Here is a 21,075-nt window from a genome sequence, read left to right as displayed (position 1 = left end):
CGGCATGGTGTGCGCCGGTCGGTCCGTCGGCGCAGTGTGTGCTTGTCGGTTCCCTCAACTGACCGCGCTTCGTGTCCGGGCATCACACAGTGCCGCCTGCACCCGTCCTTGGCCAGGATGCAGGCGGCACTGCCGTACGGCTACTTCGTGATGCTGGTGAAACGTCGCAGCCGCAGACTGTTGGCGACGACGAACACCGAGCTGAACGCCATCGCCGCGCCGGCAATCATCGGATTGAGCAGGCCCGCCGCGGCCAGCGGCAGGGCGGCCACGTTGTAGGCGAAGGCCCAGAACAGGTTGCTCTTGATGATGCGCAGGGTGCGCCGGGACAGGCGGATCGCGTCGGCGGCGGCCATCAGGTCACCGCGGACCAAGGTCAGGTCGGAGGCCTCAATCGCGGCGTCCGTGCCGGTGCCCATGGCCAGCCCCAGGTCCGCCTGGGCCAGGGCGGCGGCGTCGTTGACACCGTCACCGACCATCGCCACCACCTTGCCCTGCTCCTGCAGCTGTTTCACCACGTCGACCTTGCCGGCCGGCAGCACCCCGGCGATCACCTCGGAAATGCCGACCTGCCCGGCCACGGACCGCGCGACGGCCTCGTTGTCCCCGGTAAGCAGCACCGGCGACAGTCCTAGCGCACGCAACTGGGCGACGGCGTCGCGGCTGGTCGGCTTGACCGTGTCGGCCACGGCCAGCACGCCGCGGGCTTGACCGTCCCAACCGGCGACCACCGCGGTCTGCCCCGCGGCATTCGCGACGGAGACAGCCTGCTCCACGTCGGCCGGAAGGCTCAGTCCGGCCTGGCTCAGCAGCGCCGGGCGGCCGACGTGCACGGTGTGGTCGTCGACGGTGCCGGTGACGCCCAGGCCTTCGGTGCTGGCGAACCCGGTCACCTGTGGCAGCGGCGCGCTGTCGGCGGCAGCGGCGGCGATCGCCTGGGCGATCGGGTGCTCCGAGGCGGCCTCGACCGCCCCGGCCAGCCGCAACAACTCGTCACGGTCGACGCCCTCGGCGGGAACCACGTCGACCAGGCTCATCCGGCCGGTGGTCACGGTGCCGGTCTTGTCGAGCACGACGGTGTCCACGGCCCGGGTCGACTCGAGCACCTCGGGGCCTTTGATCAGGATCCCGAGCTGCGCGCCGCGGCCGGTGCCGACCAGCAGCGCCGTCGGTGTCGCGAGGCCGAGCGCACAGGGGCAGGCGATGATCAGCACGGCGACGGCAGCGGTGAACGCGGCCGTCCAGCCGGAACCGGTGCCCACCCACCAGCCGAGCGTGGCTACAGCGAGGGCGATCACGATCGGCACGAACACGCCGGAGATCCGGTCGGCGAGCCGCTGGACGGCGGCCTTACCGCTCTGGGCCTGCTCGACCAGCTTCGCCATCTGCGCGAGCTGCGTGTCGGCACCGATCCGGGTGGCACGCACGATCAGCCGGCCACCAGCGTTGACGGTCGCGCCGACCACCGCATCGCCCGGAGCGACCTCGACCGGCACGGACTCACCTGTCAGCATGCTCGCGTCCACGGCCGACGTGCCGTCCTCGATGACACCGTCGGTGGCGATCTTCTCCCCTGGCCGGACCACGAACCGATCCCCCACCGCCAGGTCGGCGACCGGGATCCGCCGTTCGATGCCGTCGCGCAGCACCGCGACGTCCTTGGCGCCGAGCTCCAGCAGGGCCCGCATGGCGGCCCCGGCACGGCGCTTGGAACGGGCCTCGAAATAGCGGCCGGCGAGGATGAACGTGGTGACCCCGGCAGCGGCTTCCAGATAGATGGCGCCCGCACCGTCGGTGGTGCCGATGTCGAGGCTGAACGGGTGCGTCATCCCTGGGGTGCCGGCGGTGCCGAAGAACAGCGCCCACAGCGACCAGCCGAACGCCGCGATCGTGCCCATGGAGATGAGGGTGTCCATGGTCGCGGCGCCGTGGCGCAGGTTGGTCCAGGCCGCCTTGTGGAACGGCAGCCCGCCCCAGACCACGACCGGCGCGGCCAGGGTCAGCGACAGCCACTGCCAGTAGGTGAACTGCCAGGCCGGCACCATCGCCAGCAGCACCACCGGCACGCTGAGCACGATCGAGGCGAACAGCCGGGTCCGCAGCGCGTGCAACTCGTCGACCGGCTGCGTCTGCTCGGCCGGGTCGTCGCCGGGCGGTTGCGGTGGTGGCGGCAGTTTGGCGGTGTAGCCGGTCTTCTCGACGGTGGCGATCAGGTCCTCGGCGCTCACACCGTCGGGGTAGGCGACGCTGGCCTTCTCGGTGGCGTAGTTGACGGTCGCGACCACGCCGTCCATGCGGTTGAGCTTCTTCTCGATCCGCGCGGCACAGGAGGCGCAGGTCATCCCGCCGATCGCCAGCTCGATCCGGTTCGGGGCCACGGGCAGCGACCCGGCGGCGGTTGCCATGACTCTCTCCTCCTAGTCGTGGGTGTGGCCGTCGGCGCCGTGCCCGGACGGGCTCGGCGTGGCGGAGGCGGCCGTCGGCGGGAGGCTCGGCACACCGGTGACGCCTCCAGCGACGGCCGTGAACTCGGCAGTGCGGACCTTTCCGGCGTGCTGGAAGTCCAGGTAGAGCCGGTAGGCGCCGGCGGACGGCACCTCGGCGTGGAAGGCAACCTCGGGGCCGGCCGTGGTGCGGCCGTCGCCTGGTTCACCGTCGGGGTGCACATGCAGGTAGGCCAGATCACCGTCGCGCAGCGCCACCAGATGACCGTACGCGCCGAGGTAGGGCTGCAGGTCGGTGACCGGCTTGCCGCCCTTGCTCACCGACAGTGTCACCCTGGACGAGGCGCCAGGTGTCAGGTCGCCGGTGAGGGTGACCGTGTAACCGTCGACCGTCGCGGTCCGGGCGGGCGCCGGAAGCGGAGTGGGCTGATAGTCGCCGGGAGCGGGAACGTCGGCGCCGAGGGTGAGACCGTCGTGGCCGGCGGGCTGGAAGTCGGCGAAGACCCGGTACTGCCCGGCCGCGGGCACCGCCAGCGGGATGGACCAGGCGCCGTCGCTACCGAGTTCGGGGTGAACGTGCTGGAAGCCGGACAGGTCCCGGCGGACCACGATCAGGTGCAGGTCCTTGTCGTGGCTGGTCGTGTAGGCGGTGACCGGCCGGGAGTCCGGGCCGGTGATCCGGAACCGGAACGGCTGCGGTGCACCCGTCGACAGGCTGCCGGTGAGTGGGGTGAGCCGGTAGCCGTCCTGGCTGATCTGCAGGCCGGCCGGCAGCCCCGCCGCCGGGGTGTTCTGCTCGGGTGGTGTGCCGGTGTGGCCGCCACCGTGGGCGGCCGGGGTGGCCGGTGCGGATGCCGGGAAAAGGCTGCCGAGGCCGAGGGCGGCCGTGAACACAGCCGCCAGCCCGACCCCGAAACCGCCCAGCTTGATGACGGTGTTCATGACTACCTCGCGAGTTCGTAGCCGGCCTCGTCGACGGCCGCGGCCACCGCGGTCTCCTCGACGGGCCGGTCACTGGTGACGGTGACCGTGCCGGAGGCAAGGTCGACCTGAACGTCGGTGACACCGGGGATCGCGCCGACTTCGGCGCTGACGGAGTTGACGCAGTGCGAGCAGGTCATGCCTGTCACGGTGTAGGTCTGGGTAGCCATCACGATCTCCTTGCCGTTGGACGTGAGCGACGGGACGTCGCCACCCACCGACAACCATACCCATACCCCCCTAGGGTATCAAGGCCCGGGGTGGTGACGCGCTGCACGCCTTCGGCCGTGGCACCACGAAGTGCCCGCCGTGGCGATTCCCGCCGGCCAGGCGGCTGACCGGCAGCGCACCGACGTGGCCCGAGGCTTGCCCCGGGCCACGTGGTGGTCAGGCCAGTCGCAGCGTGGTCAGGCAGGTCGGCGCGTCTGCGCCGGTGCTGATCTTCGACTCGGCGGTCCTGCCGTCGGAGGTGATCCGCAGGGTGCCGGTGATGTTGCGCGGCAGCCAGAACCCGACGAAGCCGTTGGCGAAGGTGGTGCGCGACTCATCCACCAGGACCGCGCCGTCGGCATCGTTCACGATCTTGACCTGCACCTGTTTGCCGGCCAGTTCACCCTTGCAGCCGGTGGGCGCGTGGAAGAAGCAGTCGTGGGTCTGCTGCAGGTACGGGCCGACCGACAGATAGAACCGGTCGGCCGGGATCGGCAGGCTGTGCTCCTGTCCGCCGTCGGAGATCAGCAGTTCACCGGCTCGCACGGATGCCTTCAGGCCGGCGGGGCGCCGCTGCGGGTCCAACCGGTCGAGCTGGTCGATGACCTCCACCGTGCTCTTGCCCGCCAGACCATGGCGGGCCAGCAGCGGCTGCGCCTCAGCCGACGACGACGCCGCCACGGTCGCGCCGGCCGGTCCGGCGACGGGAGCAGAACCGCCGGTGCCGCCGCAACCGGCCATCGTCAAGACCGACAACGCACCCACAACAAAGAGCCGTCTCATACTCAGAATTCTCCATCGGTAATCGGACACACGGTTGACCGGGCGCACAGGTCAGGACCAGAACAGGCCATCCTCCCCCTTCGTGACGGCAGCCCGGCACGCAGACACCCGCCTGTTGGCCCTTGCCGTGCGAGTGGTGCGCCACCGTGAAGACGGCGTCACTCGGCCGGTTTGGCGGACTCGCCGCACACCGTGTGCGAGACCGCACGTACGAGCCGGCGGGCTGGGGCGGCCAGGCGGGTCACGCCTGACCGCCCGCGCGATCCGACGGATCAGAGGCGTTCGAGGATGGTCCTCATCGTGGCGATCTCGGCCTGCTGATCGGTGATGATCTTCTGCGCGAGGGCCTTGGCCTCCGGGTTGGAGCCCTGCTTCACCTCGGTCCGGGCCATCTCGATGGCGCCCTCGTGGTGGCTGATCATCATGGTCAGGAAGTGCTTGTCGAACGCCGCGCCTTTGGCGTCCATGAGCTTGTTCATGTCGTCGTCGGTCATCATGCCGGGCATCGAGCCGTGCTCCCCGCCGGAACCCATGCTCATGTGCGGTTCGGGGGCGGGCTTGCCCCAGGCGGTCAGCCAGCCGGTCATGGTGTCGATCTCCGGCTGCTGCGCGGCCCGGATCTTGCCGGCGAGCTCTTTGACCTCGGCATCGGCGACGCGGCCGTCGGCCATGTCCGCCATCTGCACGGCCTGCTGGTGGTGCGGGATCATGGCCTGGGCGAAGGTGACGTCGGCGTCGTTGAAGGTGCCGACCGCCGAGGCGGCCGGGGACCCGCCGGTGGTGGCGCCGTGGTTCATGCCGGTGCCGGTCGAGGAGTGGTCGTTGCCGCCGCAGGCTGACAGGACGAGGGTGGCGGTGACGGCGGCGCCGGCGAGCAGGGCGCTGCGCAGCACGGTGGCGGGCAGCTGGGAATTACGCATCATTGCGGAACGTAACCTTTCGGCAGGATGTCGGGTACGCGCGAACGCCTCGACACGACCGTTGGCCGGTCGACGTCGAGGTGGCGTTGCTATATGCGCAGTACCGCTGCCGATGCCAGGATGAGCCCGGTGGTGCGATCCGGTGGTGCCCGTGGGGACAGTGACCGCGGCACGGCGGGCACGGGAAGCAGACGATGGCCCCCGATTGCGGTGAGCAGCCAGAGCAGCATCATGATCACGGCCAGGCCGGTCAGGATGGCCAGGCAGGCGCTCCACGCTCCGGAGCCGTGCCCGCCGTGGCCGTCGCAGTGCCCGTCCGGACACGGCTGCGCCGCGGTTACCACCGCGGACAGCATTCCGGCGGCATCTGCCGCCACAGCGGTGCTCATGCCGGTCATCGCCGGGTGTGGGTCGGCGCGGACGCCGGTGTGACCGAGTGTGTGCATGAGCGTCAGCCCGAGAGCGGTCGCGAGCAGCAGCGCGAGGCGGGCCGTGCGGCCCACCGTGGTCGCTGCTGTGCTCGTCACGGCGTCCACGGTAGCGCGTGGCGTGACCGTCACCGCCGACGACCAAGCACCTCTGGTCCGTGTTTCCCCCGCCGCGCGCCGGTGAGCCCCGTTCGTGAGGCGCCGTTGTCATACCCGCGTGGTAGACAGTGCGCTCGTGACGACTCCACCCTTCACCGTGTCCTACCAGCAGACGCCCACCGGTGTGCTGCGAATATGCTTGTCCGGCGAGTTCGACATGAGTGCCGGGAGCACTCTCACCCAGGCGCTGGTCGACGCCGCCGCCCGGCCGCACGTTACGCAGATCCTCGTCGACCTCGAGCACACCCGCCTCATCGACTCTTTTGCCGTAGCCGCCTTGGTAGCCGGCTACCAGGCCGCCACCGCAGCTCAGCGCACATTCACCGTCGTCAACGGTCACGGCATCGTTCAGCAAGTCCTGGACATCACCGGGTTGTCGGAAGTTCTCTGCCGCTGACACCGCTCGCCCGAAGGCGCTTTCGTGGCGTATGCCGGCTCACGGCTCCGGTGCCGGCGGGAGCCGGATGGTGAAAGCCGCTCCCTGACCTGGTTGTCCCCAGGCGTCGATCGTGCCGCCGTGACCGGCGATGACTTCCCGGGCCAAGGCCAGGCCGAGCCCGAAACGGCGGTGATCGTCGTCGCCGGCCCGGGCGAAGCGGGCGAACAGGCGTTGCGCTTGAGCCGGGTCGAAACCTGCGCCGTCGTCGCGGACCACCACCGTGACCATGCCGTGCTCACGACCGATGACGACGCTCACGTGCCCGCCGGCCGGGGTGTGACTCAGGGCGTTGTCGACCAAGGCCGTCAGAACCCGCCGCAGGGCCACCTGGTGACCGCGCACCATCGTGGGCGCACCGATACCAGGGTCGAGTGTCAGCGCCACGTGCTGATCATCCGCCCGAGGGGCTTGCTCGGCGATGACGTCGGAGGCGACGACCTTCAGATCGACCGGCAGACGGATGTCGTCGCGGCGGGTGAGCTGGGTGGACAGCAGCAGGTCTTCGACGACCTCGCCGAGGTGCCGGGTGCCGGTGACGAGATGGTCGACGTCGGCGGTGACCTCGGTGACGGCGGCGCCCGCGCGCAAGTCCATCTGCAGCAGTTGAGCCCGGGTGTGCAGCTGAGTCAGCGGGGTACGCAATTCATGGCTGGCGTCGGCGACGAACTGCCGCTGCCGGCTGAGGGCTTCGGCGAGGGGGGCGGTCGCACGGCGGGCGAGCAGCCCAGCCGAGAGGGCCGCGATGAGCAGGCCCACCAGTTCACCGACGGCGAGGGCGCCGAGCAGCCGTTCGCGTTCGTCGTGTTGTTCGTGACGGCTCATGACGACCTGCACGGTCCGCGAGCCGCGCCGGCTCGTCAGGGCCAGATAGCCGCCTTCGCGGCCGTCGATGGTGGAGAGCACATCGCCACCGCCGTCACGGACCTGGTCGAACCCGTCCCGGTCGGGTAGCCCGGTGGGCACGTCTTCGGACGCGTCGATCCTGCGGTCGGCGTTCTGTATGAAGATCCACACCCCGGGTGGTGGGTCGTCCACGTCCTCCGCGGTGGCTGCGGTCTGCCGCAGCAGGCTCGTCGCGGCGGCATTCTGGCTGTGCACGACCACGATCAAGGCCAGCACGCCGACGACCAGCAGGCTCACGGTGATCGCAGCCGCCGTCTGCCAGGCGATCACCCGCCTCGCCCGCGACAGCGGGATCCGATCGGGATCGGTTCCGGCCACGGCCCGGTTCCTCATCCTGCCCCCAGCCGGTACCCGACACCCCGCACCGTGGCGACCACCGCCGGGCCGAGTTTGCGGCGCAGGTAATGCACATAGGTGTCGACCAGAGCGACCCCGGTGGCATCGGGGAAGACCCGGGTGAGGATCTGCTCCCGGGTGAACGCCCGCCCCGGGTGCTGGGCCAGCAGCCGCAGCAGGTCACTCTCGCGGCCCGACAATGCCACCACCGACCCGTCGGGGTCAGTCACTGTCCGGGCAATCAGATCGAACGTCGCCCGGCCCACCGGCAGCTGCTCCCCCGCTGTCGTGGACCGCCGGCGCAGCAGCACCCGGACTCGAGCGAGCAGTTCATCGACCTCGAACGGCTTGACGAGATAGTCCTCGGCGCCGCTGTCCAGACCGGTCACCCGATCCGCGGTGGTGCCGAGCGCGGTCAGCACCAGCGCCGGAACATCGACCCCCGACTTGCGGAGCCGGCCGAGCAGGTCCAGGCCCTCGACAGCCGGAAGTCCCCGGTCCAGGATCATGGCGTCGTAGCGGCGGGTCAGGGCCAGGTGCAGACCGGCCTGACCATCCGCGGCCAGGTCCGGCTCGTACCCGGCGCCGCGGAACAGGCGCAGCAGCAGCGGGCCCAGCTCGCGGTCATCCTCGACCACCAGCACCCGGGCCGCGGGCACGACAGCATCGGTCATGACATCACTGTCGCAGGTCGGCCGCTCATCGCAGGTGTGCCGCGTCGGGTGCAGCCCGCAGCGACTGCTCGGTAGCCGTCGCTGGTCACGGTGGCGCCGCTGACCCCGTCGATCCGGGCGCTCCGAGCCCGCAGGACCTGCTGGCGCAGCTGCGGCAGGGCGTACGCGTTGATCTGGTCGTCGTGGCTGTTGCCAGTCGGATGCTGCAGCACCCGCACGCCGGTGATCTTCTTCCCGACGATGACAGCCTGGATCTGGACCGGCCCCCATCGGGTCTGCGGCACCGTTCCGTTGACGGTCGTAGCGCGCACGGCAGGTGTGCGGGACGCGGAGCCGGTGTGTTCACTACGCGAACTCCTCGGTACGGATGTGATCAGGACCGACGCCGGCCTCACGTAACGTGGCCTGTGCACCCACAACGCCACCACGACGACCGCGCTGAGCAGTGCGGCCGAGCCGGCCAGATCGGCCCACCACCGCTGCGGCACACGCGGTCCGCGGCCCGTGCGGCCCGTGGGGGTCAGCCGGACCCGTCCTGTCACTCTGGTCATGCTCACGGCGGTTCACGGCCCCTTTCCCGTTCGGCCGGCCGCTCCAGCGTCTCCGGCGAAGATGGGAAGACTCGAAGATTCGGTCCATAGCCTTCGCCCCGGACGCCGGGCCGATCGTGAGTCAGCCGGTTCGCGTCACCTCCGCTGCCGACTTGGAAGGACATTCATGGGCTCCGTCAACGGACTACCGGCGCATATCCTGCTGGTGCACGCCATCGTGGTGTTGCTCCCACTCGCCGCGCTGCTGCTCGTGCTGACCGCCGTCTGGCCGGCGCTGCGCCGTCGCCTGGCCGGCCCGAACGCGATCCTGTCGGTGCTGGTCGTCGCGCTGGTGCCCGTCACCACCAGCGCCGGGGAATGGCTGGAGCACCGCGTCGCCGAAACCGAGTTGGTGCGTCACCACGCCGAGCTCGGCGACACCGCCATTGGGGTCGCCCTGCCGGTGGCCGTGCTGGCTCTGCTGATCTGGTGGCGGCAACGGGAGGCCACCGCCTCTGCCGGCACTACTGGTACTGCCGGAACCGGTCAGCGGCGCACCTATCTGGCCCCGATGTCGGTCACCATCACCCGGGTCGTCGCCGTCCTCGCGATCCTCGCCGGCGCGGCCGCCGTCTACGACACCTACCGCATCGGTGACTCCGGGGCGAAAGCCTCCTGGACCGGCAACTTCAGCCCCACCGCCGTGCCCGGGGGACCCGACGGCGACTGAGCGGCCGGCGTGCTGGGCGTTGACGACGGCATCGTGTCGACCGCGGGCCTCGTCGTCGGATTGGCCGGTGCGACCCTGGCCGGCGGGCCCATCATCACCGCAGGGTCCTGGGTCTCGTCGCTGGTGGGGTGTCGATGGCTCCGGGCGAGTACGCCTCTGCCAGCAGCCGGCACGACACCGGACGTGCCCCGCTCGCCAAGGAACGCGCCGAGCTGGTCGAGTCCCCCGATCAGGGACTCGACGAGCTGACAGCCCTGTACGAGGCCAAGGGCCGACCGCGACGAAGCGGCGTTCCGGGTGATGGCTCGCGTTCAAGCCGGACCGGGCTGACGTCTCGGATCAGGAGGTGGACAACGGCGGCGCCAGCGAGGCCTCCACGCCCGCGGAGAGCTCCGACGGGGTTGACGTGATCGGCCGTTCAGGCGATTTTGCGACGGTAGACAGCCATGGCGAACGCGTAGGCGACGACCAGGATGCCGGCACACCAGGCGAGCGCGATCCAGATGCCGGTGCCGACCGGCTGCTTGTCGAACAGTGCCCGGATGGCGTTCACGATCGCGGTCACCGGCTGGTTCTCGGCGAAGGCGCGCACCGGGCCGGGCATGGTCCCGGTGGGGACGAAGGCCGAGCTGATGAAGGGCAGAAAGATCAGCGGGTAGGAGAAGGCGGACGCGCCGTCGGGAGTGGAGGCGCTCAGGCCGGCGATGATCGCGAGCCAGGTCAGGGCCAGCGTGAACAGTGCAAGGATGCCGGCCATGGCGAGCCAGGCAAGCACCCCGGCCGAGGTGCGGAAACCGATCACCAGCCCGACTCCGACGATGACCGCCGCCGAGATGCCGTTGGAGACCAGCGAGGTCAGCACGTGCCCCCACAGCACCGAGGAACGGGCGATCGGCATCGAGTGGAAGCGTTGACCACCGCCTTGCCGCCGTCCGGCTTGAGCAGGGTGGACAGGATGCGTACGACCGTGGTCTTGCCGGCGCCGTTGGATCCCAGCAGCGCGAAGATGTTCCCCCGCGCCACTTCGAAATCGACGCCCTCAAGGACGGACAGTTCCCGGTAGGTCTTGCGGAGTCCGGTGACCCGGATCGCTGTTTCCATCTTTCGCCTCCAGTACGGCGGGCAGCAGTCATCGCCGGGCGGCCGACGTCGGCTCGTCCGTGGTGTCAGACTCGGGTCAGATGTCGAGGTCCTCGATCGTGCGCCCTCGGACCGCTCGAGGTGCACGACGTACTTCTCCGTGCGCGTGCGGTAGACCCGGTCGGTCTGGCGCACACGCGATCAGTCAGCGCCGGACTCGGTGGGCGTATCCTTGATCAGGTCGTCGACGAAGGCCGCGACATCAGTGCCGGTAACTTCGAGAACCCCCCGACCCGCTGCGGCGCTTTCCTCGAAGAACTCGACGAGTTCTGGAAGCAGCCCACCGTCGAGCAGGCCGACCGGACCGACCTTGAACAGATATCGCTGGATCTCGTCGTAGACGATCCGATAGTCGGGTGGCAGCGCCTTGACCCGGGCCACGTGTCCCCGCCACTGCCTCTTGCCCTCGATCATGTCCTGAAGACCCATGTCAGTCCCCCAGCCGGGCCAGTTTGCGAGCGACGTTGCGGTTCAGCTGCTCGCGCCAGCGGTCGCGGTAGTTCCGGGCCCCGGCCCCGCCGGCCAGAGCCGCCGAGAAGCCCGCAATGTCGTCACCGATCACCTCATGAACGCTCTGCCCCTCGGCCGAAGCTTCCTCGAGCAGCCCCAGCGCCGCGTCGGCGATCGGCGTCAGATTGCGCCCCGTGAAGCTTCCGTACGAGAAAAGGTGCGTGACCATCTGCTCCCACGCGGCCCGATAGTCGCCCGGCAAAGCTTGCGCCCGAGCCTCGAACGCCTTCCAGTCCCGGGTCAGATCACTGCCCGTGACGGTTTCCCAGAAACTCATGATCCTCCCTCCCGAAGTTTGTCGATCCGCGCGGAGACGTAGTGCCATTTGGCCCAGAACGTCGCGAGTTCCCTGCGCCCGGCGTCGTTGAGCGTGTAGAACTTGCGCGGCGGGCCCACCTCGGACGGTCTTTTCGTGACCTGGACGAGCTGGTTGCGCTCCAGCCGCAGCAGGATCGTGTACACCGTGCCGTCGATGACGTCGGTGAAGCCGAGGTCGTTCAGCCGGCGCGTGATGGCGTACCCGTAGGTCTCCTCGCGGCTGATGATCTCGAGCACGCAGCCTTCGAGCGTGCCCTTCAACATCTCCGTCAGATCTTCCATCGCACCTCCTTCAGACCCGGTACCCAGTGCCACCAGGTACCAGTACACGGTAACACCGAGTACCGCTATCCGGTAGTACCGAGTACCGACAGATCGGGGCGGAGCCGGTAACCCGCGCCCGGCTCGGTGAGGAGGTGCTGCGGGCGGGCCGGGTCGTTCTCGAGTTTGCGGCGCAGCCGTGCCATGTACTGACACAGCTCACGACCCGGCTGAACGCGGTTTCGATCAACCGATCGATGCAGCCACCCCGTACCCTGTCCCGGTGAGTGAGCAACCCGCCCCCGTTGAGGTGCCGCCGGAGTACGCCGTGCCGGCGGTCATGGCCTCCCCGGCCCACGAGGTCCCGCCGTCGCAGGGGGTGGCGGGCTGGCTGCTGCGGCATCGGGTGCAGCCGGTCGGACCGGCGGCCGGTGAGGGGAACACCGAGCAGCACTCGTGGTGGAAGGTCATGTGCCTGACCGGGGTGGACTACTTCTCCAGCCTGGCCTATGTGCCGGCGATCGCCGTCGCCGCGGCCGGGGCGGTCTCCCCGCTGGCCACCCTGCTCATCGTCGCGCTCACCCTGTTCGGGGTGCTGCCGATGTATCGCCGGGTGGCCCGGGAGAGCCCGCACGGCGCCGGGTCGGTGGCCATGCTCGAACGGCTGCTGCCGTTCTGGCAGGGCAAGCTGTTCGTGCTGGTCCTGCTCGGCTTCGTCGCCACCTCATGGCTGATCACCATCACCCTGTCCGCCGCGGACGCCAGCGTGCACGTGGTGGAAAACCCGTTCTTCCCGTCCTTCCTGCACGGGCATGAGGTGGCGCTGACCGTCGGGTTGCTCCTGCTGCTCGGCTTCGTCTTCCTGCTCGGCTTCAGCGAGGCCGTCAGCGTCGCCATCCCACTGGTGGCGCTCTTCCTCGGCCTCAACGCCCTGGTCATCGGGGCCGGCCTGGTCCACGTCGTCACCGATCCCGGGGCCTGGTCGGCTTGGACGGCCGCGCTCGGCGACGTGGGCGGCGGTGACGTAGGCGGGCTGCTGCAACCCGCCATCGTGGCGTTTCCGCTGCTGGTGCTGGGCCTGTCCGGTTTCGAGACCGGGGTCAGCATGATGCCGCTGGTCTCGGCGTCGAACTTGGAGCAGCGGATCCGCAACAGCCGGCGGCTGCTCACCACGGCCGCGTTGATCATGAGCTTTTATCTGCTCGCGGCCAGCTTGGTCACCACCGTGCTCATCCCGCGCGAGGAGTTCGGGCCGGGTGGCGAGGCCACCGGCCGGGCGCTGGCCTGGCTGGCCCACGAGCAGCTGGGCGAGGTGGTGGGCACCGCCTACGACATCAGCACCATCCTGATCCTGTGGTTCGCCGGCGCGTCGGCGATGGCCGGGCTGGTCAACATCGTGCCGCGTTACCTGCCCGGCTACGGCATGGCGCCCGAGTGGGGCCGGGCCGTGCGCCCGGTCGTGCTGGTCTACACCGCCATCACCGTGATCATCACGATCGCCTTCGACGCCGACGTCAACGCGCAGGCCGGCGCGTACGCCACCGGCATCCTGGCCATGATGGTCTCCGGCGCCTTCGCCGTCACCGCCTGGGCCTTCCGCCACCACAAGCACGCCAGCACCGCCGGGTTCGCGCTGCTCACCCTGATCCTCGGCTACGCCCTGGTCGAGAACATCATCGAGAAGCCCGACGGCATCGCCATCTCCGGCCTGTTCATCGCCGGCATCATCACGGTCTCGCTGATCTCCCGGGTCAGCCGCACCACCGAGCTCCGCGTGGACAGCATCGAGTTCGACGAGACCGCCCGCCGCTTCATCACCGAGTCGATCGAGCTCGACGGCGCCCTCGACCTGGTCGCCCACCGCCGCCAGACCGGCGACGCCGCCGAATACCAGTTCAAGGAGCGCGAACAGCGCGGCGACAACCCGGTCCCCGGCACCAACGACATCCTCTTCCTGGAGGTCGATGTGGTCGATCCGTCCTCGTTCAGCGACACCCTGACCGTCCGGGGCCTCGACGTCGACGGCTACCGCATCCTGCGTACCGAGGCACCGGCCGCGCCCAACGCCATCGCCGCGATCCTGCTCGCACTGCGCGACGCCACAGGCGTACGCCCGCACTGCTACTTCGCCTGGGCCGAGGGCAGTCCCCTGGTCCACATGATTCGCTACTTCCTCCTCGGCCGCGGCGACACTGCCCCCGTCACCCGCGAGATCATCCGCAAGCACGAACCCGATCAGAGCCGCCGCCCCGGTATCCACGTCGGATCTTGAATTGATCCGATCCGCGATGCCCTCCGATGGTTGAGGCAACCGTCCGGGGTGAGGTTGAGGCTGAAGGTGAGGATCCCCCTTGGCCGGCGAGCCATCACGGCGTCGATCGGTGGAGGCGGGCTCAGGCGGAGCACGTCTCGAGCGCGCGGGCTGACGACCGTGCCGCCCGAGCCGTTCAGATCGTGAAACGGCCAACGATGCGGTGCAGGTCGGCGGACATCTGAGTGAGCCGGCCGGCCGCCTGGTGCGCGTCGTCGGCGCCGCTGGTGGCCGACCGCACCGAGGCGGCGACCTGGTTGATGGTGCCGGCCACGTGACCACCGGCGCTGGCCGCCTCGGCCACGTTGCGGCTCATCTCGTTCGTGGTGACGGTCTGCTCCTCGACGGCCGAGGCAATCGTGGTCTGGAAGTCGTTGATCTGCGCGATGGTGGCGCTGATCTGCTCGATCGCGGTGATCGCGCCGGTGGTGTCGGTCTGAATGGCGGCTACCCGCCGGCTGATGTCCTCGGTGGCCTTCGCGGTCTCCTGCGCCAGGTCCTTCACCTCCGACGCCACCACCGCGAAGCCCTTCCCCGACTCCCCGGCCCGGGCCGCCTCGATGGTGGCGTTGAGCGCGAGCAGGTTCGTCTGCTCCGCGATCGCGGTGATCACCTTGATCACGTTGCCGATCTCGGCCGAGGAATCGCCCAGCTTGCTCATCACGGTGGTGGTCGTGGCGGTGAGGTCGACAGCTCGGCCGGCGACCTGAGCCGCCTGCGTGGCGCTGTGGCTGATCTCCCGGATCGAGGCGCCCATCTCCTCGGCGCCCGCGGCCACAGTCTGGATGTTCGACGACATGATCGCCGCTGACTCGGCCACCGCGGCGGCGTGCCGCGCACCGGCCTGCGCGCTGACCGAGCTGTCGCTGCTGGTCGCGGAGAGCGAGGTCGCCGCGTCGTCCAGGGCGCGCGCCTGCACCAACAGGTCACCGAGCGTCGCCCGCAGCGAGCCGGTGGCCCGGCGCAGGCTGCCGGCCATCTGGCCGAGTTCGTCGCGCTGATCGACATCCGCGTCCTGGGTGAGGTCGCCGTCGGCCACCGCCTGCAGGACGGTGGAGACCTTGCGCAGCGGTGTCACGATCATCCGGGCTGAGGCCAGGGCGAGCAGAACGGCAAGGACGACCGATGCGACGAACGCGACGAGGACGACCTGGCGCGTGGACTGCACGGTGGCGTCGAAGTCGCGGCCGGCGATGAGGGCCTCGTCGGCACGGGTGGTCTCGTCGGCGAGCAGCGTCTCGTAGGTCTTGCGCAGGTCACGGTTGGCGCCCAGCGCGACCGAAACGGCTGCCTGGCGGTCGCCGCCGGCGTACGTGCCGAACTCGGTCTCGAGCGCGGCGAACCACGCGTCCGTCGCCTCCGCGATGTCGTCGATGGTGGCCCGCTCGGCCGCCGCGCCCAGGGCACGGGCCGCGGCCAGCTCGCCGTCGACCGCCTCCTTGCGCCCGAGCGCCTCGTCCCGGAACGCCTCGTCTCCCGCGATCAGGTAGCCGCGTTCGTCGTTCGCGGCGGCCTTCGCCTCCAACGCGGCCTTGTTCAGGCTGGTGATGTAAGGGACGGCGCGCTGCAACTCGGCCGCTCGGGTGCTCTGCAGATCGCCGATCCCGGCCAGGGCGAGCCCACCGGTCACGATGGTACCGGCCACTGCCACGCCGGCGACCGCCAGGATCTTCGTGGCGACCTTGCGATCCCGTATCCAGCGTCTCGCCTTCACCAGTCACCCGTCCTCTGCCTACGCCGGCCCTTCCTTCTCCTCTGTTCGACACGAAGCGGCACAGAACAGAGCTATTAACCAAATGTTCATCTTTCGGACAGCAGTCGCGGCCAGTTGCTGCGGGGCCTCGAGGGCGGCGTGGGTCATAGTGCCGTGCGGGGTGCGATGACCGGGACGGTGGACAGCTCGGCGGCCAGGGCCGTCGGCCTGGCGCCTGCACGAGGTTCATCCGGACAGCGTGATCGCGATGAGGTCGGCGCCGTGCCGGTGCTCACCGCGGCACTCGCTGGTGGCCGGCCGACGGCAGGCCCGGTGACTCGTCGCGCCTTGCGACGCCGGGAATGTCGGGCGGGCTTGCGGACCGGCGGCGTACGAGAGCCCAGACGCCCCCGGCGGTGACGAGCCCGGCAATGGCCGCCCAGAGGATCGGGTTTGTGAGCAGGCCGGTCGGCGACTGCTGCGCGAGGACGAAGACGCCCATGACAGCGACGAACCAGCCGAAGGTCTTGCGGAGCAGTGGTTCGGGGATGCGTCCGGCGAGTCGTCCGCCGGCGAGGCTGCCGAGGACGGCGGCGGCGGTGACGGCGGCGGCGAGCGGCCAGTTGATGTGGACGCTGGAGAGGTAGCCGGCCAGGCCGGCGTAGGACTTCATGGCGATCACGAGCAGGGAGGTGCCGACTGCGACGGGCATGGGTAGGCCGCCGAGCAGGGCGAGGGCGGGAACGACGAGGAAGCCGCCGCCGGCGCCGACCAGGCCGGTGACGAGGCCGACGATGATGCCGTCGGCGATGACGTGCAGGACGGGTAGTTCGTGCGGTGCGGTTTTGCCGGGTTTGGGGCGGCGGCCGCGGATCATTGCGATGGAGGTGGCGAGCATCATCAGGGCGAAGCCGGCGAGCAGGACGGTGCCGGGGATGTGGGCGGCGAGCCGGCCGCCGGCGTAGGCGCCGGTCATGCCGGCGGCGCCGAAGATGAGGCCGGTGCGCCAGCGGACCCGGTGGGCGCGGGCGTGCGGGATGACGGCGACGGCGCTGGTAGTGCCGACGACCAGCAGCGAGGTGGCGATGGCTTCCTTGGCGGGCAGTCCGGCGACGTAGACCAGCAGCGGTACGGCGAGGATGGACCCGCCACCGCCGAGCAGGCCGAGGCTGATGCCGATGCCGACCGCGAGCACGATCGTGAGCGCGAGGGTCATGGCCTGTCTCCGGGCGGCGCGGTGTCGCGAAGCCGGCCGACGATGCTGTCGAAGTCACAGCCGTCGACACCGCGGTTGTAGGGCAGTTTGGCCAGCAGCATGCCCATGGCGCAGGTGTTGGTGATCGCCGCTGCCGCCAGGCCGGCGCCGAGCAGGCCCGCGACCCACTGCAGGCCGGGCAGCAGCAGGGAGCCGAGGACGCCGGCCAGCACGATGCTGCCGGCGACAAGGCGGACCTGCCGTTCCAGGTCCCAGCGGGGCCGGACCCGGTTGACCGGGGCATCGGTGGCCTGCCAGGCGAGCATGCCGCCGTCGAGGATCCGCACGTTGGGCAGGCCGGCCTCGGCGAGAGTCTGCCCGGCCTGGGTGGCGCGGGCGCCGGAGCGGCAGACAAGCACGACCTGGTCGTCGAGGTGGGCGCGTAGTTCGGCGCGGTGTTCGCGGAGCAGGTCGAGCGGGACGTTGTAGGCGCCGGGGATGTGCGCGCTGTCGAACTCGCCGGGCGTGCGCACGTCGAGCACTCGCGGTCCGCCGTGCGGGGAGGCGAGCAGGTCGCGCAGGGTGGTGGCGTCCACGGCGCCAGGCTGGGTGGGGTTCATGACTCCTCGTTCGGCTGGAATGTGGGCAGGCTGGATCACGGGCAGGGTTGTCCGCCGGGCAGCCAAGGGGAGGCCGCCCGGCGGTGATCGGGGCCGGGATCAGGCGACGGCGAGGGTGAGCAGGCCGTCGGCGCGGGCCTTGTCGAAGTCGTCGTCGATGACGACCGCACGGCGGCCGTGGGCGGCCAGCAGGCCGGCGGCGATGGTCGCGCGGTAACCGGCCGCGCAGTGCACCCACACCTCGCCGAGAGGCACCTCGTCGATGCGGCGGAGCAGCTCGTGCAGCGGGATCTGCACGGCACCCTCAATGCGCGCCTCGGCGGCCTCGAGGTTGCGGCGCACGTCGAGCACGGCGGCAGCGCGGTGATGGAGGACCTGGGCGAGGTCGGCGAAGGTGGCCCGCGGCATCGTGGCGAGGCCCTCGCCGCCGACCCAGTCGGCGGGCGTTCCGGTGGCGTACGCGGCGGGCCGGTCGATGCCGATGCGGACCAGTTCCCGCTGCGCTGCCTCGACCTGCTCCGGGGTCTCGGCGAGCAGGGTCACCGGCGTGCCCCACGGGATGAGCCATCCCAGGTAGGTCGCGAAGCTGCCGTCCAGGCCGAAGTTCAGCGTCCCGGCGACGTGCCCGGCCGTGAACGCGACCCGGTTGCGCAGGTCGACCACCCACTCGCCGGCGGCGATCCGCTTACGGATCTGCTCGGCGTCGGCCCGCTCCGGCCGGGTCAGGTCGGGCTCGGCGGGTCCGGCGCTGTTGGCCGGCGCCATGTGGGCGTAGTAGGCGGGCCAGGCGTCCAAGCCGGCGAGCAGTTCGTCGACGAAGGTCTGTTCGTCGCGGGTCAGCGCCGGGTTGGCCAGTTTCTCCGAGCCGATGGTCGCGGCGTCGGCTGCGCTCTGCGTGGCGGAGCAGAAACTGCCGAACCCGTGCGTCGGATACACCCCGGCGGCATCCGGCAGTTCGGTCGCGAGCCGCTGCGCAGAGGCGTACTGGTGCCGGACGAGGGCGTGGGTGTGGTCGGGACCGAGCAGGTCGGGGCGGCCGACCGACCCGTACAGCAGGGAACCACCGGAGAACACCGCCACCGGTTCGCCGTTGGCCGCCAGGGCGTACGACAGGTGGGTGAAGGTGTGCCCGGGAGTGGCCAGGACCCGCACCCGGAGGCTGTCGCCCACGGCGATCACGTCGCCGTCGCGAACCGGAACACGGTCGAACGTGACCGGATCGTCGGCGTTGACGTGGTACGCCGCGCCCGTCGCCGCCGCGAGGGCGTGACCGCCGGTGACGTAGTCGTTATGGATGTGCGTCTCGAACACGTGAGTGATCCGGACGCCCTCGCTTGCGGCCAGGTCCAGCACCCGGTCGATGTCACGCTGCGGGTCGACCACGAACGCCACCTCGCCGTCGTGCACCAGATAGCTGCGGTCGCCCAGGGTCGGGGTGTCGATCGGCAGGATACGCAACACGCTCGGAGCTCCTTCTACAGTCATCAACGGGGGTCAGGCCGCGGCTCTCGTGCCGCGCACGACCGGGCGGCCGGCGCGCTGCCACGCTCCGGTGCCGCCCGCCACCGACCGGGCGTCGATACCGGACGCGGCCAGAAAATTGGCGGCGGACAGGCTGCGGTTGCCGCTGGCGCACACGACGTAGACCGGCACACCACGCGGCAACTCGGCCGCCCGCGCCGGCAGCTGCCGCAACGGCATCAGCGCCGCACCGGGCACATGCCCGGCGGCGTACTCGAACGGCTCCCGGACATCCACGACCACGGCGCCGTCACGATGGGCGGCGGCGAACGTGGTCTTGTCAACTTCACGCATCTGCTGGAACTCCTCCTTCGCATACCCCCGGGGGTATCTGCGGCCACCGTAGCGCACGGATCGGCCGCTCCGTCAAGCGCGCGGGCCGCCGCCTGCTTCGCCGGAGGCGCCGGCACCGCCCGCACGCTGGGCATTGGCGATCGGCGATGGATTTGATTACAGTTCGGTATACTCCCCGGGGTATACCGAACTGGGTTGAGCGCGACGGACAGGCGAGCAGGAATGCGCCATGAGGCGGTCATCATCGACGGAGGGCCGAGGCAGGGGCGCCGGACCGGTCCGTCTCCTCCGCTTGCATAAACGCAAAAGCTCAGCAACTATTGAGTCAATGAACGCTGAAGCTTCTTTGCTGACGGCGCGGGCCCGAGTGCACGCCGCGCTCGGCGAACCCGCCCGCCTCGCCATCGTCGACGCGCTCACCCTCGGCGACGCCTCCCCCGGGGAGATCGCTGCCGACCTCGCCATGCCCACCAATCTCGTCGCCCACCACGTCAAGGTCTTGCAGGAGGCCGGGCTGCTCGTGCGGACCCGGTCCGAGGGCGACCGTCGCCGCACCTACCTGCGACTCGTGCCCGGCGTACTGTCCTCGTTGACCGCGCCGCGGCTGGACAGTGCCGAGCGGGTGGTGTTCGTCTGCACCCACAACTCCGCCCGCTCCCAACTGGCCGCGGCCCTGTGGCGTGACCGCGTCGGCGGCCCGGTGGCCTCCGCCGGCACGATCCCGGCCCAGCGAGTCCACCCCCGCGCTGTCCGGGTCGCCCACGAGCACGGTCTCGCCCTCGACCCGGCCGGCACCCATCACATCGACGACGTCGTCGGTGCCGGTGACCTGGTCATCGCCGTCTGCGACAACGCCCACGAAGACCTCACCGGGCCGATCCGGCCGCGCCTGCACTGGTCGGTGCCCGACCCCGCCCGCGTCGACACCGACGAGGCGTTCGAGGCCGCCTACACCGACCTCGCCGACCGCATCGACCGCGTCGCGCCCACCCTCAACCCCGGAGCCGACCATGGCTGATCTGCTTCACTCCGACCAACGTGACCTCTCCGTCGACCAGGAGCTCGCCCTGCGCACCGCCGCCGTCCGGCTGGCCGGTGAGTTCATCGGCCTCTACGGTCCCGAGACCATCGAACGGTTCCTGCACACCAGCTACGACCAGTTCGCCACCGCCCACACGATCCCGAACTACCTGCCGCTGCTGGCCGAACGCTTCGCCCGCCAGCGCCTGCAGGCCCTGGCCCGCGTCGAGGGCCACCATCGCGACGGCAAACCGGTCGTGTTGTTCCTGTGCACCCATAACGCCGGCCGCTCGCAGATGGCCCTCGGCTTCTTCACCGCGTTCGCCGGTGACCGGGCGGTCGCCTGGTCCGGCGGCTCCGAACCCGGCGCGCAGGTCAACCCGGCCGCGATCGCCGCGATGACCGAACGCGGCATCGACATCACCGGCGAATACCCGAAACCGTGGACCGACGAGATCGTCCGCGCCGCCGACGTCGTGATCACCATGGGCTGTGGCGACGCCTGCCCGATCTTCCCCGGCACCCGGTACGAGAACTGGGACGTCGACGACCCCGCCGGCCTCCCTCCGGAACAGGTGCGCCCGATCCGCGACGACCTCGAACGCCGTATCCGCGTACTGCTCGACCAACTCGCCATCCCCGCGAACTGAACCGG

Annotated in this window: 24 protein-coding genes and 2 pseudogenes; 6 read left to right on the top strand and 20 right to left on the bottom strand. The window is 70.3% G+C overall.

What is annotated here, in order from left to right:
* Positions 1 to 140 precede the first annotated feature (140 nt).
* The 6 genes from C8E87_RS28225 to C8E87_RS28200 form a co-directional block, all read right to left on the bottom strand.
* Positions 141 to 2,405 (bottom strand): heavy metal translocating P-type ATPase, encoded by a 2,265-nt coding sequence (locus tag C8E87_RS28225; protein ID WP_133875882.1) that lies wholly within the window; start codon positions 2,403 to 2,405, stop codon positions 141 to 143.
* Positions 2,406 to 2,417: 12 nt separating this feature from the next.
* On the bottom strand, positions 2,418 to 3,386 hold the full coding sequence (locus tag C8E87_RS28220) for a DUF8832 domain-containing protein (RefSeq protein ID WP_133875881.1): 969 nt from the start codon (positions 3,384 to 3,386) through the stop codon (positions 2,418 to 2,420).
* A 2-nt stretch (positions 3,387 to 3,388) separates the two neighbouring features.
* Entirely contained in the window at positions 3,389 to 3,595 is a 207-nt protein-coding gene (locus tag C8E87_RS28215) for a heavy-metal-associated domain-containing protein (RefSeq protein ID WP_133875880.1), read from the bottom strand.
* Positions 3,596 to 3,812: 217 nt separating this feature from the next.
* Positions 3,813 to 4,418, bottom strand: coding sequence for a CueP family metal-binding protein (locus tag C8E87_RS28210; protein WP_133875879.1), 606 nt, complete (start codon positions 4,416 to 4,418; stop codon positions 3,813 to 3,815).
* A 272-nt stretch (positions 4,419 to 4,690) separates the two neighbouring features.
* Positions 4,691 to 5,341, bottom strand: a complete 651-nt coding sequence (locus C8E87_RS28205) for a DUF305 domain-containing protein (RefSeq protein ID WP_203720724.1) — start codon at positions 5,339 to 5,341, stop codon at positions 4,691 to 4,693.
* 86 nt (positions 5,342 to 5,427) lie between these two features.
* Complete coding sequence (locus C8E87_RS28200; protein ID WP_133875878.1) at positions 5,428 to 5,865, bottom strand: DUF6153 family protein; 438 nt, start codon at positions 5,863 to 5,865, stop codon at positions 5,428 to 5,430.
* A 136-nt stretch (positions 5,866 to 6,001) separates the two neighbouring features.
* On the opposite strand from C8E87_RS28200, the gene C8E87_RS28195 reads away from it, so the two are divergent.
* Complete coding sequence (locus C8E87_RS28195; RefSeq protein ID WP_133875877.1) at positions 6,002 to 6,322, top strand: STAS domain-containing protein; 321 nt, start codon at positions 6,002 to 6,004, stop codon at positions 6,320 to 6,322.
* Between the two features lie 39 nt (positions 6,323 to 6,361).
* On the opposite strand, the gene C8E87_RS28190 is transcribed toward C8E87_RS28195, so the two are convergent.
* The 3 genes from C8E87_RS28190 to C8E87_RS28180 are packed head-to-tail and all read right to left on the bottom strand — an operon-like array spanning position 6,362 to position 8,819.
* On the bottom strand, positions 6,362 to 7,585 hold the full coding sequence (locus C8E87_RS28190) for a sensor histidine kinase (protein WP_239080333.1): 1,224 nt from the start codon (positions 7,583 to 7,585) through the stop codon (positions 6,362 to 6,364).
* A gap of 11 nt (positions 7,586 to 7,596) precedes the next feature.
* Complete coding sequence (locus C8E87_RS28185) at positions 7,597 to 8,277, bottom strand: response regulator transcription factor (RefSeq protein WP_203720725.1); 681 nt, start codon at positions 8,275 to 8,277, stop codon at positions 7,597 to 7,599.
* Positions 8,274 to 8,819 (bottom strand): FMN-binding protein, encoded by a 546-nt coding sequence (locus C8E87_RS28180; RefSeq protein ID WP_243755161.1) that lies wholly within the window; start codon positions 8,817 to 8,819, stop codon positions 8,274 to 8,276. Before C8E87_RS28180 ends, C8E87_RS28185 begins: the two co-directional genes overlap by 4 nt.
* A 175-nt stretch (positions 8,820 to 8,994) precedes the next feature.
* Here C8E87_RS28180 and C8E87_RS28175 point away from each other — a divergent pair, with 175 nt between their 5' ends.
* Together C8E87_RS28175 and C8E87_RS28170 are read left to right on the top strand one after the other, a co-directional pair.
* A complete protein-coding gene (locus tag C8E87_RS28175; RefSeq protein WP_133875874.1) occupies positions 8,995 to 9,537 on the top strand; it encodes a DUF2231 domain-containing protein in 543 nt (180 codons plus the stop codon).
* A 134-nt stretch (positions 9,538 to 9,671) separates the two neighbouring features.
* Positions 9,672 to 9,947 (top strand): VIT1/CCC1 transporter family protein, encoded by a 276-nt coding sequence (locus C8E87_RS28170; protein ID WP_239080335.1) that lies wholly within the window; start codon positions 9,672 to 9,674, stop codon positions 9,945 to 9,947.
* Between the two features lie 8 nt (positions 9,948 to 9,955).
* Here C8E87_RS28170 and C8E87_RS28165 read toward each other — a convergent pair.
* From C8E87_RS28165 to C8E87_RS28140, 6 genes and pseudogenes are all read right to left on the bottom strand, one after another.
* Positions 9,956 to 10,450, bottom strand: a pseudogene (locus C8E87_RS28165) (ABC transporter permease); the annotation flags it as partial.
* A pseudogene (locus C8E87_RS28160) lies at positions 10,447 to 10,638 on the bottom strand (ATP-binding cassette domain-containing protein); the annotation flags it as partial. The pseudogenes C8E87_RS28165 and C8E87_RS28160, both read right to left, overlap by 4 nt.
* A 180-nt stretch (positions 10,639 to 10,818) precedes the next feature.
* Positions 10,819 to 11,106 (bottom strand): DUF1048 domain-containing protein, encoded by a 288-nt coding sequence (locus C8E87_RS28155; RefSeq protein ID WP_133875873.1) that lies wholly within the window; start codon positions 11,104 to 11,106, stop codon positions 10,819 to 10,821.
* Between the two features lies 1 nt (position 11,107).
* Positions 11,108 to 11,464 carry a DUF1048 domain-containing protein gene (locus tag C8E87_RS28150; RefSeq protein ID WP_133875872.1) on the bottom strand — a complete coding sequence of 119 codons (357 nt, stop codon included), beginning with the start codon at positions 11,462 to 11,464 and terminating at the stop codon, positions 11,108 to 11,110.
* Positions 11,461 to 11,787, bottom strand: coding sequence for a PadR family transcriptional regulator (locus tag C8E87_RS28145; RefSeq protein WP_133875871.1), 327 nt, complete (start codon positions 11,785 to 11,787; stop codon positions 11,461 to 11,463). Before C8E87_RS28145 ends, C8E87_RS28150 begins: the two co-directional genes overlap by 4 nt.
* A gap of 65 nt (positions 11,788 to 11,852) precedes the next feature.
* The gene (locus C8E87_RS28140; protein WP_438866166.1) at positions 11,853 to 11,972 is read right to left on the bottom strand and encodes a winged helix-turn-helix domain-containing protein; all 120 of its coding nucleotides are present in this window, start codon (positions 11,970 to 11,972) and stop codon (positions 11,853 to 11,855) included.
* Positions 11,973 to 12,106: 134 nt separating this feature from the next.
* Between C8E87_RS28140 and C8E87_RS28135 the strand changes: the two genes are divergently transcribed.
* Complete coding sequence (locus tag C8E87_RS28135) at positions 12,107 to 14,038, top strand: APC family permease (RefSeq protein ID WP_133877125.1); 1,932 nt, start codon at positions 12,107 to 12,109, stop codon at positions 14,036 to 14,038.
* A gap of 175 nt (positions 14,039 to 14,213) precedes the next feature.
* On the opposite strand, the gene C8E87_RS28130 is transcribed toward C8E87_RS28135, so the two are convergent.
* The 5 genes from C8E87_RS28130 to C8E87_RS28110 form a co-directional block, all read right to left on the bottom strand.
* Positions 14,214 to 15,791: a methyl-accepting chemotaxis protein gene (locus tag C8E87_RS28130; protein ID WP_133875870.1), complete on the bottom strand. Its 1,578-nt coding sequence runs from the start codon at positions 15,789 to 15,791 to the stop codon at positions 14,214 to 14,216.
* A gap of 271 nt (positions 15,792 to 16,062) precedes the next feature.
* Entirely contained in the window at positions 16,063 to 16,986 is a 924-nt protein-coding gene (locus tag C8E87_RS28125; protein ID WP_133875869.1) for a sulfite exporter TauE/SafE family protein, read from the bottom strand.
* Positions 16,983 to 17,585, bottom strand: coding sequence for a rhodanese-like domain-containing protein (locus C8E87_RS28120; RefSeq protein WP_133875868.1), 603 nt, complete (start codon positions 17,583 to 17,585; stop codon positions 16,983 to 16,985). The genes C8E87_RS28125 and C8E87_RS28120 overlap by 4 nt, the downstream gene beginning before the upstream one ends.
* 99 nt (positions 17,586 to 17,684) lie before the next feature.
* Positions 17,685 to 19,070, bottom strand: a complete 1,386-nt coding sequence (locus C8E87_RS28115) for an MBL fold metallo-hydrolase (protein WP_133875867.1) — start codon at positions 19,068 to 19,070, stop codon at positions 17,685 to 17,687.
* A 9-nt stretch (positions 19,071 to 19,079) separates the two neighbouring features.
* Complete coding sequence (locus tag C8E87_RS28110; protein WP_133875866.1) at positions 19,080 to 19,400, bottom strand: rhodanese-like domain-containing protein; 321 nt, start codon at positions 19,398 to 19,400, stop codon at positions 19,080 to 19,082.
* A gap of 328 nt (positions 19,401 to 19,728) precedes the next feature.
* On the opposite strand from C8E87_RS28110, the gene C8E87_RS28105 reads away from it, so the two are divergent.
* Both C8E87_RS28105 and C8E87_RS45760 read left to right on the top strand, forming a co-directional pair.
* Complete coding sequence (locus C8E87_RS28105) at positions 19,729 to 20,418, top strand: arsenate reductase/protein-tyrosine-phosphatase family protein (protein ID WP_133875865.1); 690 nt, start codon at positions 19,729 to 19,731, stop codon at positions 20,416 to 20,418.
* Complete coding sequence (locus tag C8E87_RS45760) at positions 20,411 to 21,070, top strand: arsenate reductase ArsC (protein ID WP_133875864.1); 660 nt, start codon at positions 20,411 to 20,413, stop codon at positions 21,068 to 21,070. The genes C8E87_RS28105 and C8E87_RS45760 overlap by 8 nt, the downstream gene beginning before the upstream one ends.
* Positions 21,071 to 21,075 lie beyond the last annotated feature (5 nt).

Origin of the sequence: Paractinoplanes brasiliensis (assembly GCF_004362215.1) — a bacterium.
Lineage (GTDB): Bacteria > Actinomycetota > Actinomycetes > Mycobacteriales > Micromonosporaceae > Actinoplanes > Actinoplanes brasiliensis.
Note: the sequence above shows the minus strand (reverse complement) of the source record. Positions and strands in the feature narration are given on the sequence as shown.

Coding starts and splice junctions, on each gene's coding strand:
- C8E87_RS28185 (WP_203720725.1), bottom strand. CDS start 8,277: ATGACCGATGCTGTCGTGCCCGCGGCCCGGGTGCTGGTGGTCGAGGAT.
- C8E87_RS28220 (WP_133875881.1), bottom strand. CDS start 3,386: ATGAACACCGTCATCAAGCTGGGCGGTTTCGGGGTCGGGCTGGCGGCT.
- C8E87_RS28105 (WP_133875865.1), top strand. CDS start 19,729: ATGAACGCTGAAGCTTCTTTGCTGACGGCGCGGGCCCGAGTGCACGCC.
- C8E87_RS28120 (WP_133875868.1), bottom strand. CDS start 17,585: ATGAACCCCACCCAGCCTGGCGCCGTGGACGCCACCACCCTGCGCGAC.
- C8E87_RS28215 (WP_133875880.1), bottom strand. CDS start 3,595: ATGGCTACCCAGACCTACACCGTGACAGGCATGACCTGCTCGCACTGC.
- C8E87_RS28140 (WP_438866166.1), bottom strand. CDS start 11,972: ATGGCACGGCTGCGCCGCAAACTCGAGAACGACCCGGCCCGCCCGCAG.
- C8E87_RS28155 (WP_133875873.1), bottom strand. CDS start 11,106: ATGGGTCTTCAGGACATGATCGAGGGCAAGAGGCAGTGGCGGGGACAC.
- C8E87_RS28135 (WP_133877125.1), top strand. CDS start 12,107: ATGGCCTCCCCGGCCCACGAGGTCCCGCCGTCGCAGGGGGTGGCGGGC.
- C8E87_RS28170 (WP_239080335.1), top strand. CDS start 9,672: ATGGCTCCGGGCGAGTACGCCTCTGCCAGCAGCCGGCACGACACCGGA.
- C8E87_RS28115 (WP_133875867.1), bottom strand. CDS start 19,070: ATGACTGTAGAAGGAGCTCCGAGCGTGTTGCGTATCCTGCCGATCGAC.
- C8E87_RS28125 (WP_133875869.1), bottom strand. CDS start 16,986: ATGACCCTCGCGCTCACGATCGTGCTCGCGGTCGGCATCGGCATCAGC.
- C8E87_RS45760 (WP_133875864.1), top strand. CDS start 20,411: ATGGCTGATCTGCTTCACTCCGACCAACGTGACCTCTCCGTCGACCAG.
- C8E87_RS28110 (WP_133875866.1), bottom strand. CDS start 19,400: ATGCGTGAAGTTGACAAGACCACGTTCGCCGCCGCCCATCGTGACGGC.
- C8E87_RS28225 (WP_133875882.1), bottom strand. CDS start 2,405: ATGGCAACCGCCGCCGGGTCGCTGCCCGTGGCCCCGAACCGGATCGAG.
- C8E87_RS28145 (WP_133875871.1), bottom strand. CDS start 11,787: ATGGAAGATCTGACGGAGATGTTGAAGGGCACGCTCGAAGGCTGCGTG.
- C8E87_RS28150 (WP_133875872.1), bottom strand. CDS start 11,464: ATGAGTTTCTGGGAAACCGTCACGGGCAGTGATCTGACCCGGGACTGG.
- C8E87_RS28210 (WP_133875879.1), bottom strand. CDS start 4,418: ATGAGACGGCTCTTTGTTGTGGGTGCGTTGTCGGTCTTGACGATGGCC.
- C8E87_RS28175 (WP_133875874.1), top strand. CDS start 8,995: ATGGGCTCCGTCAACGGACTACCGGCGCATATCCTGCTGGTGCACGCC.
- C8E87_RS28205 (WP_203720724.1), bottom strand. CDS start 5,341: ATGATGCGTAATTCCCAGCTGCCCGCCACCGTGCTGCGCAGCGCCCTG.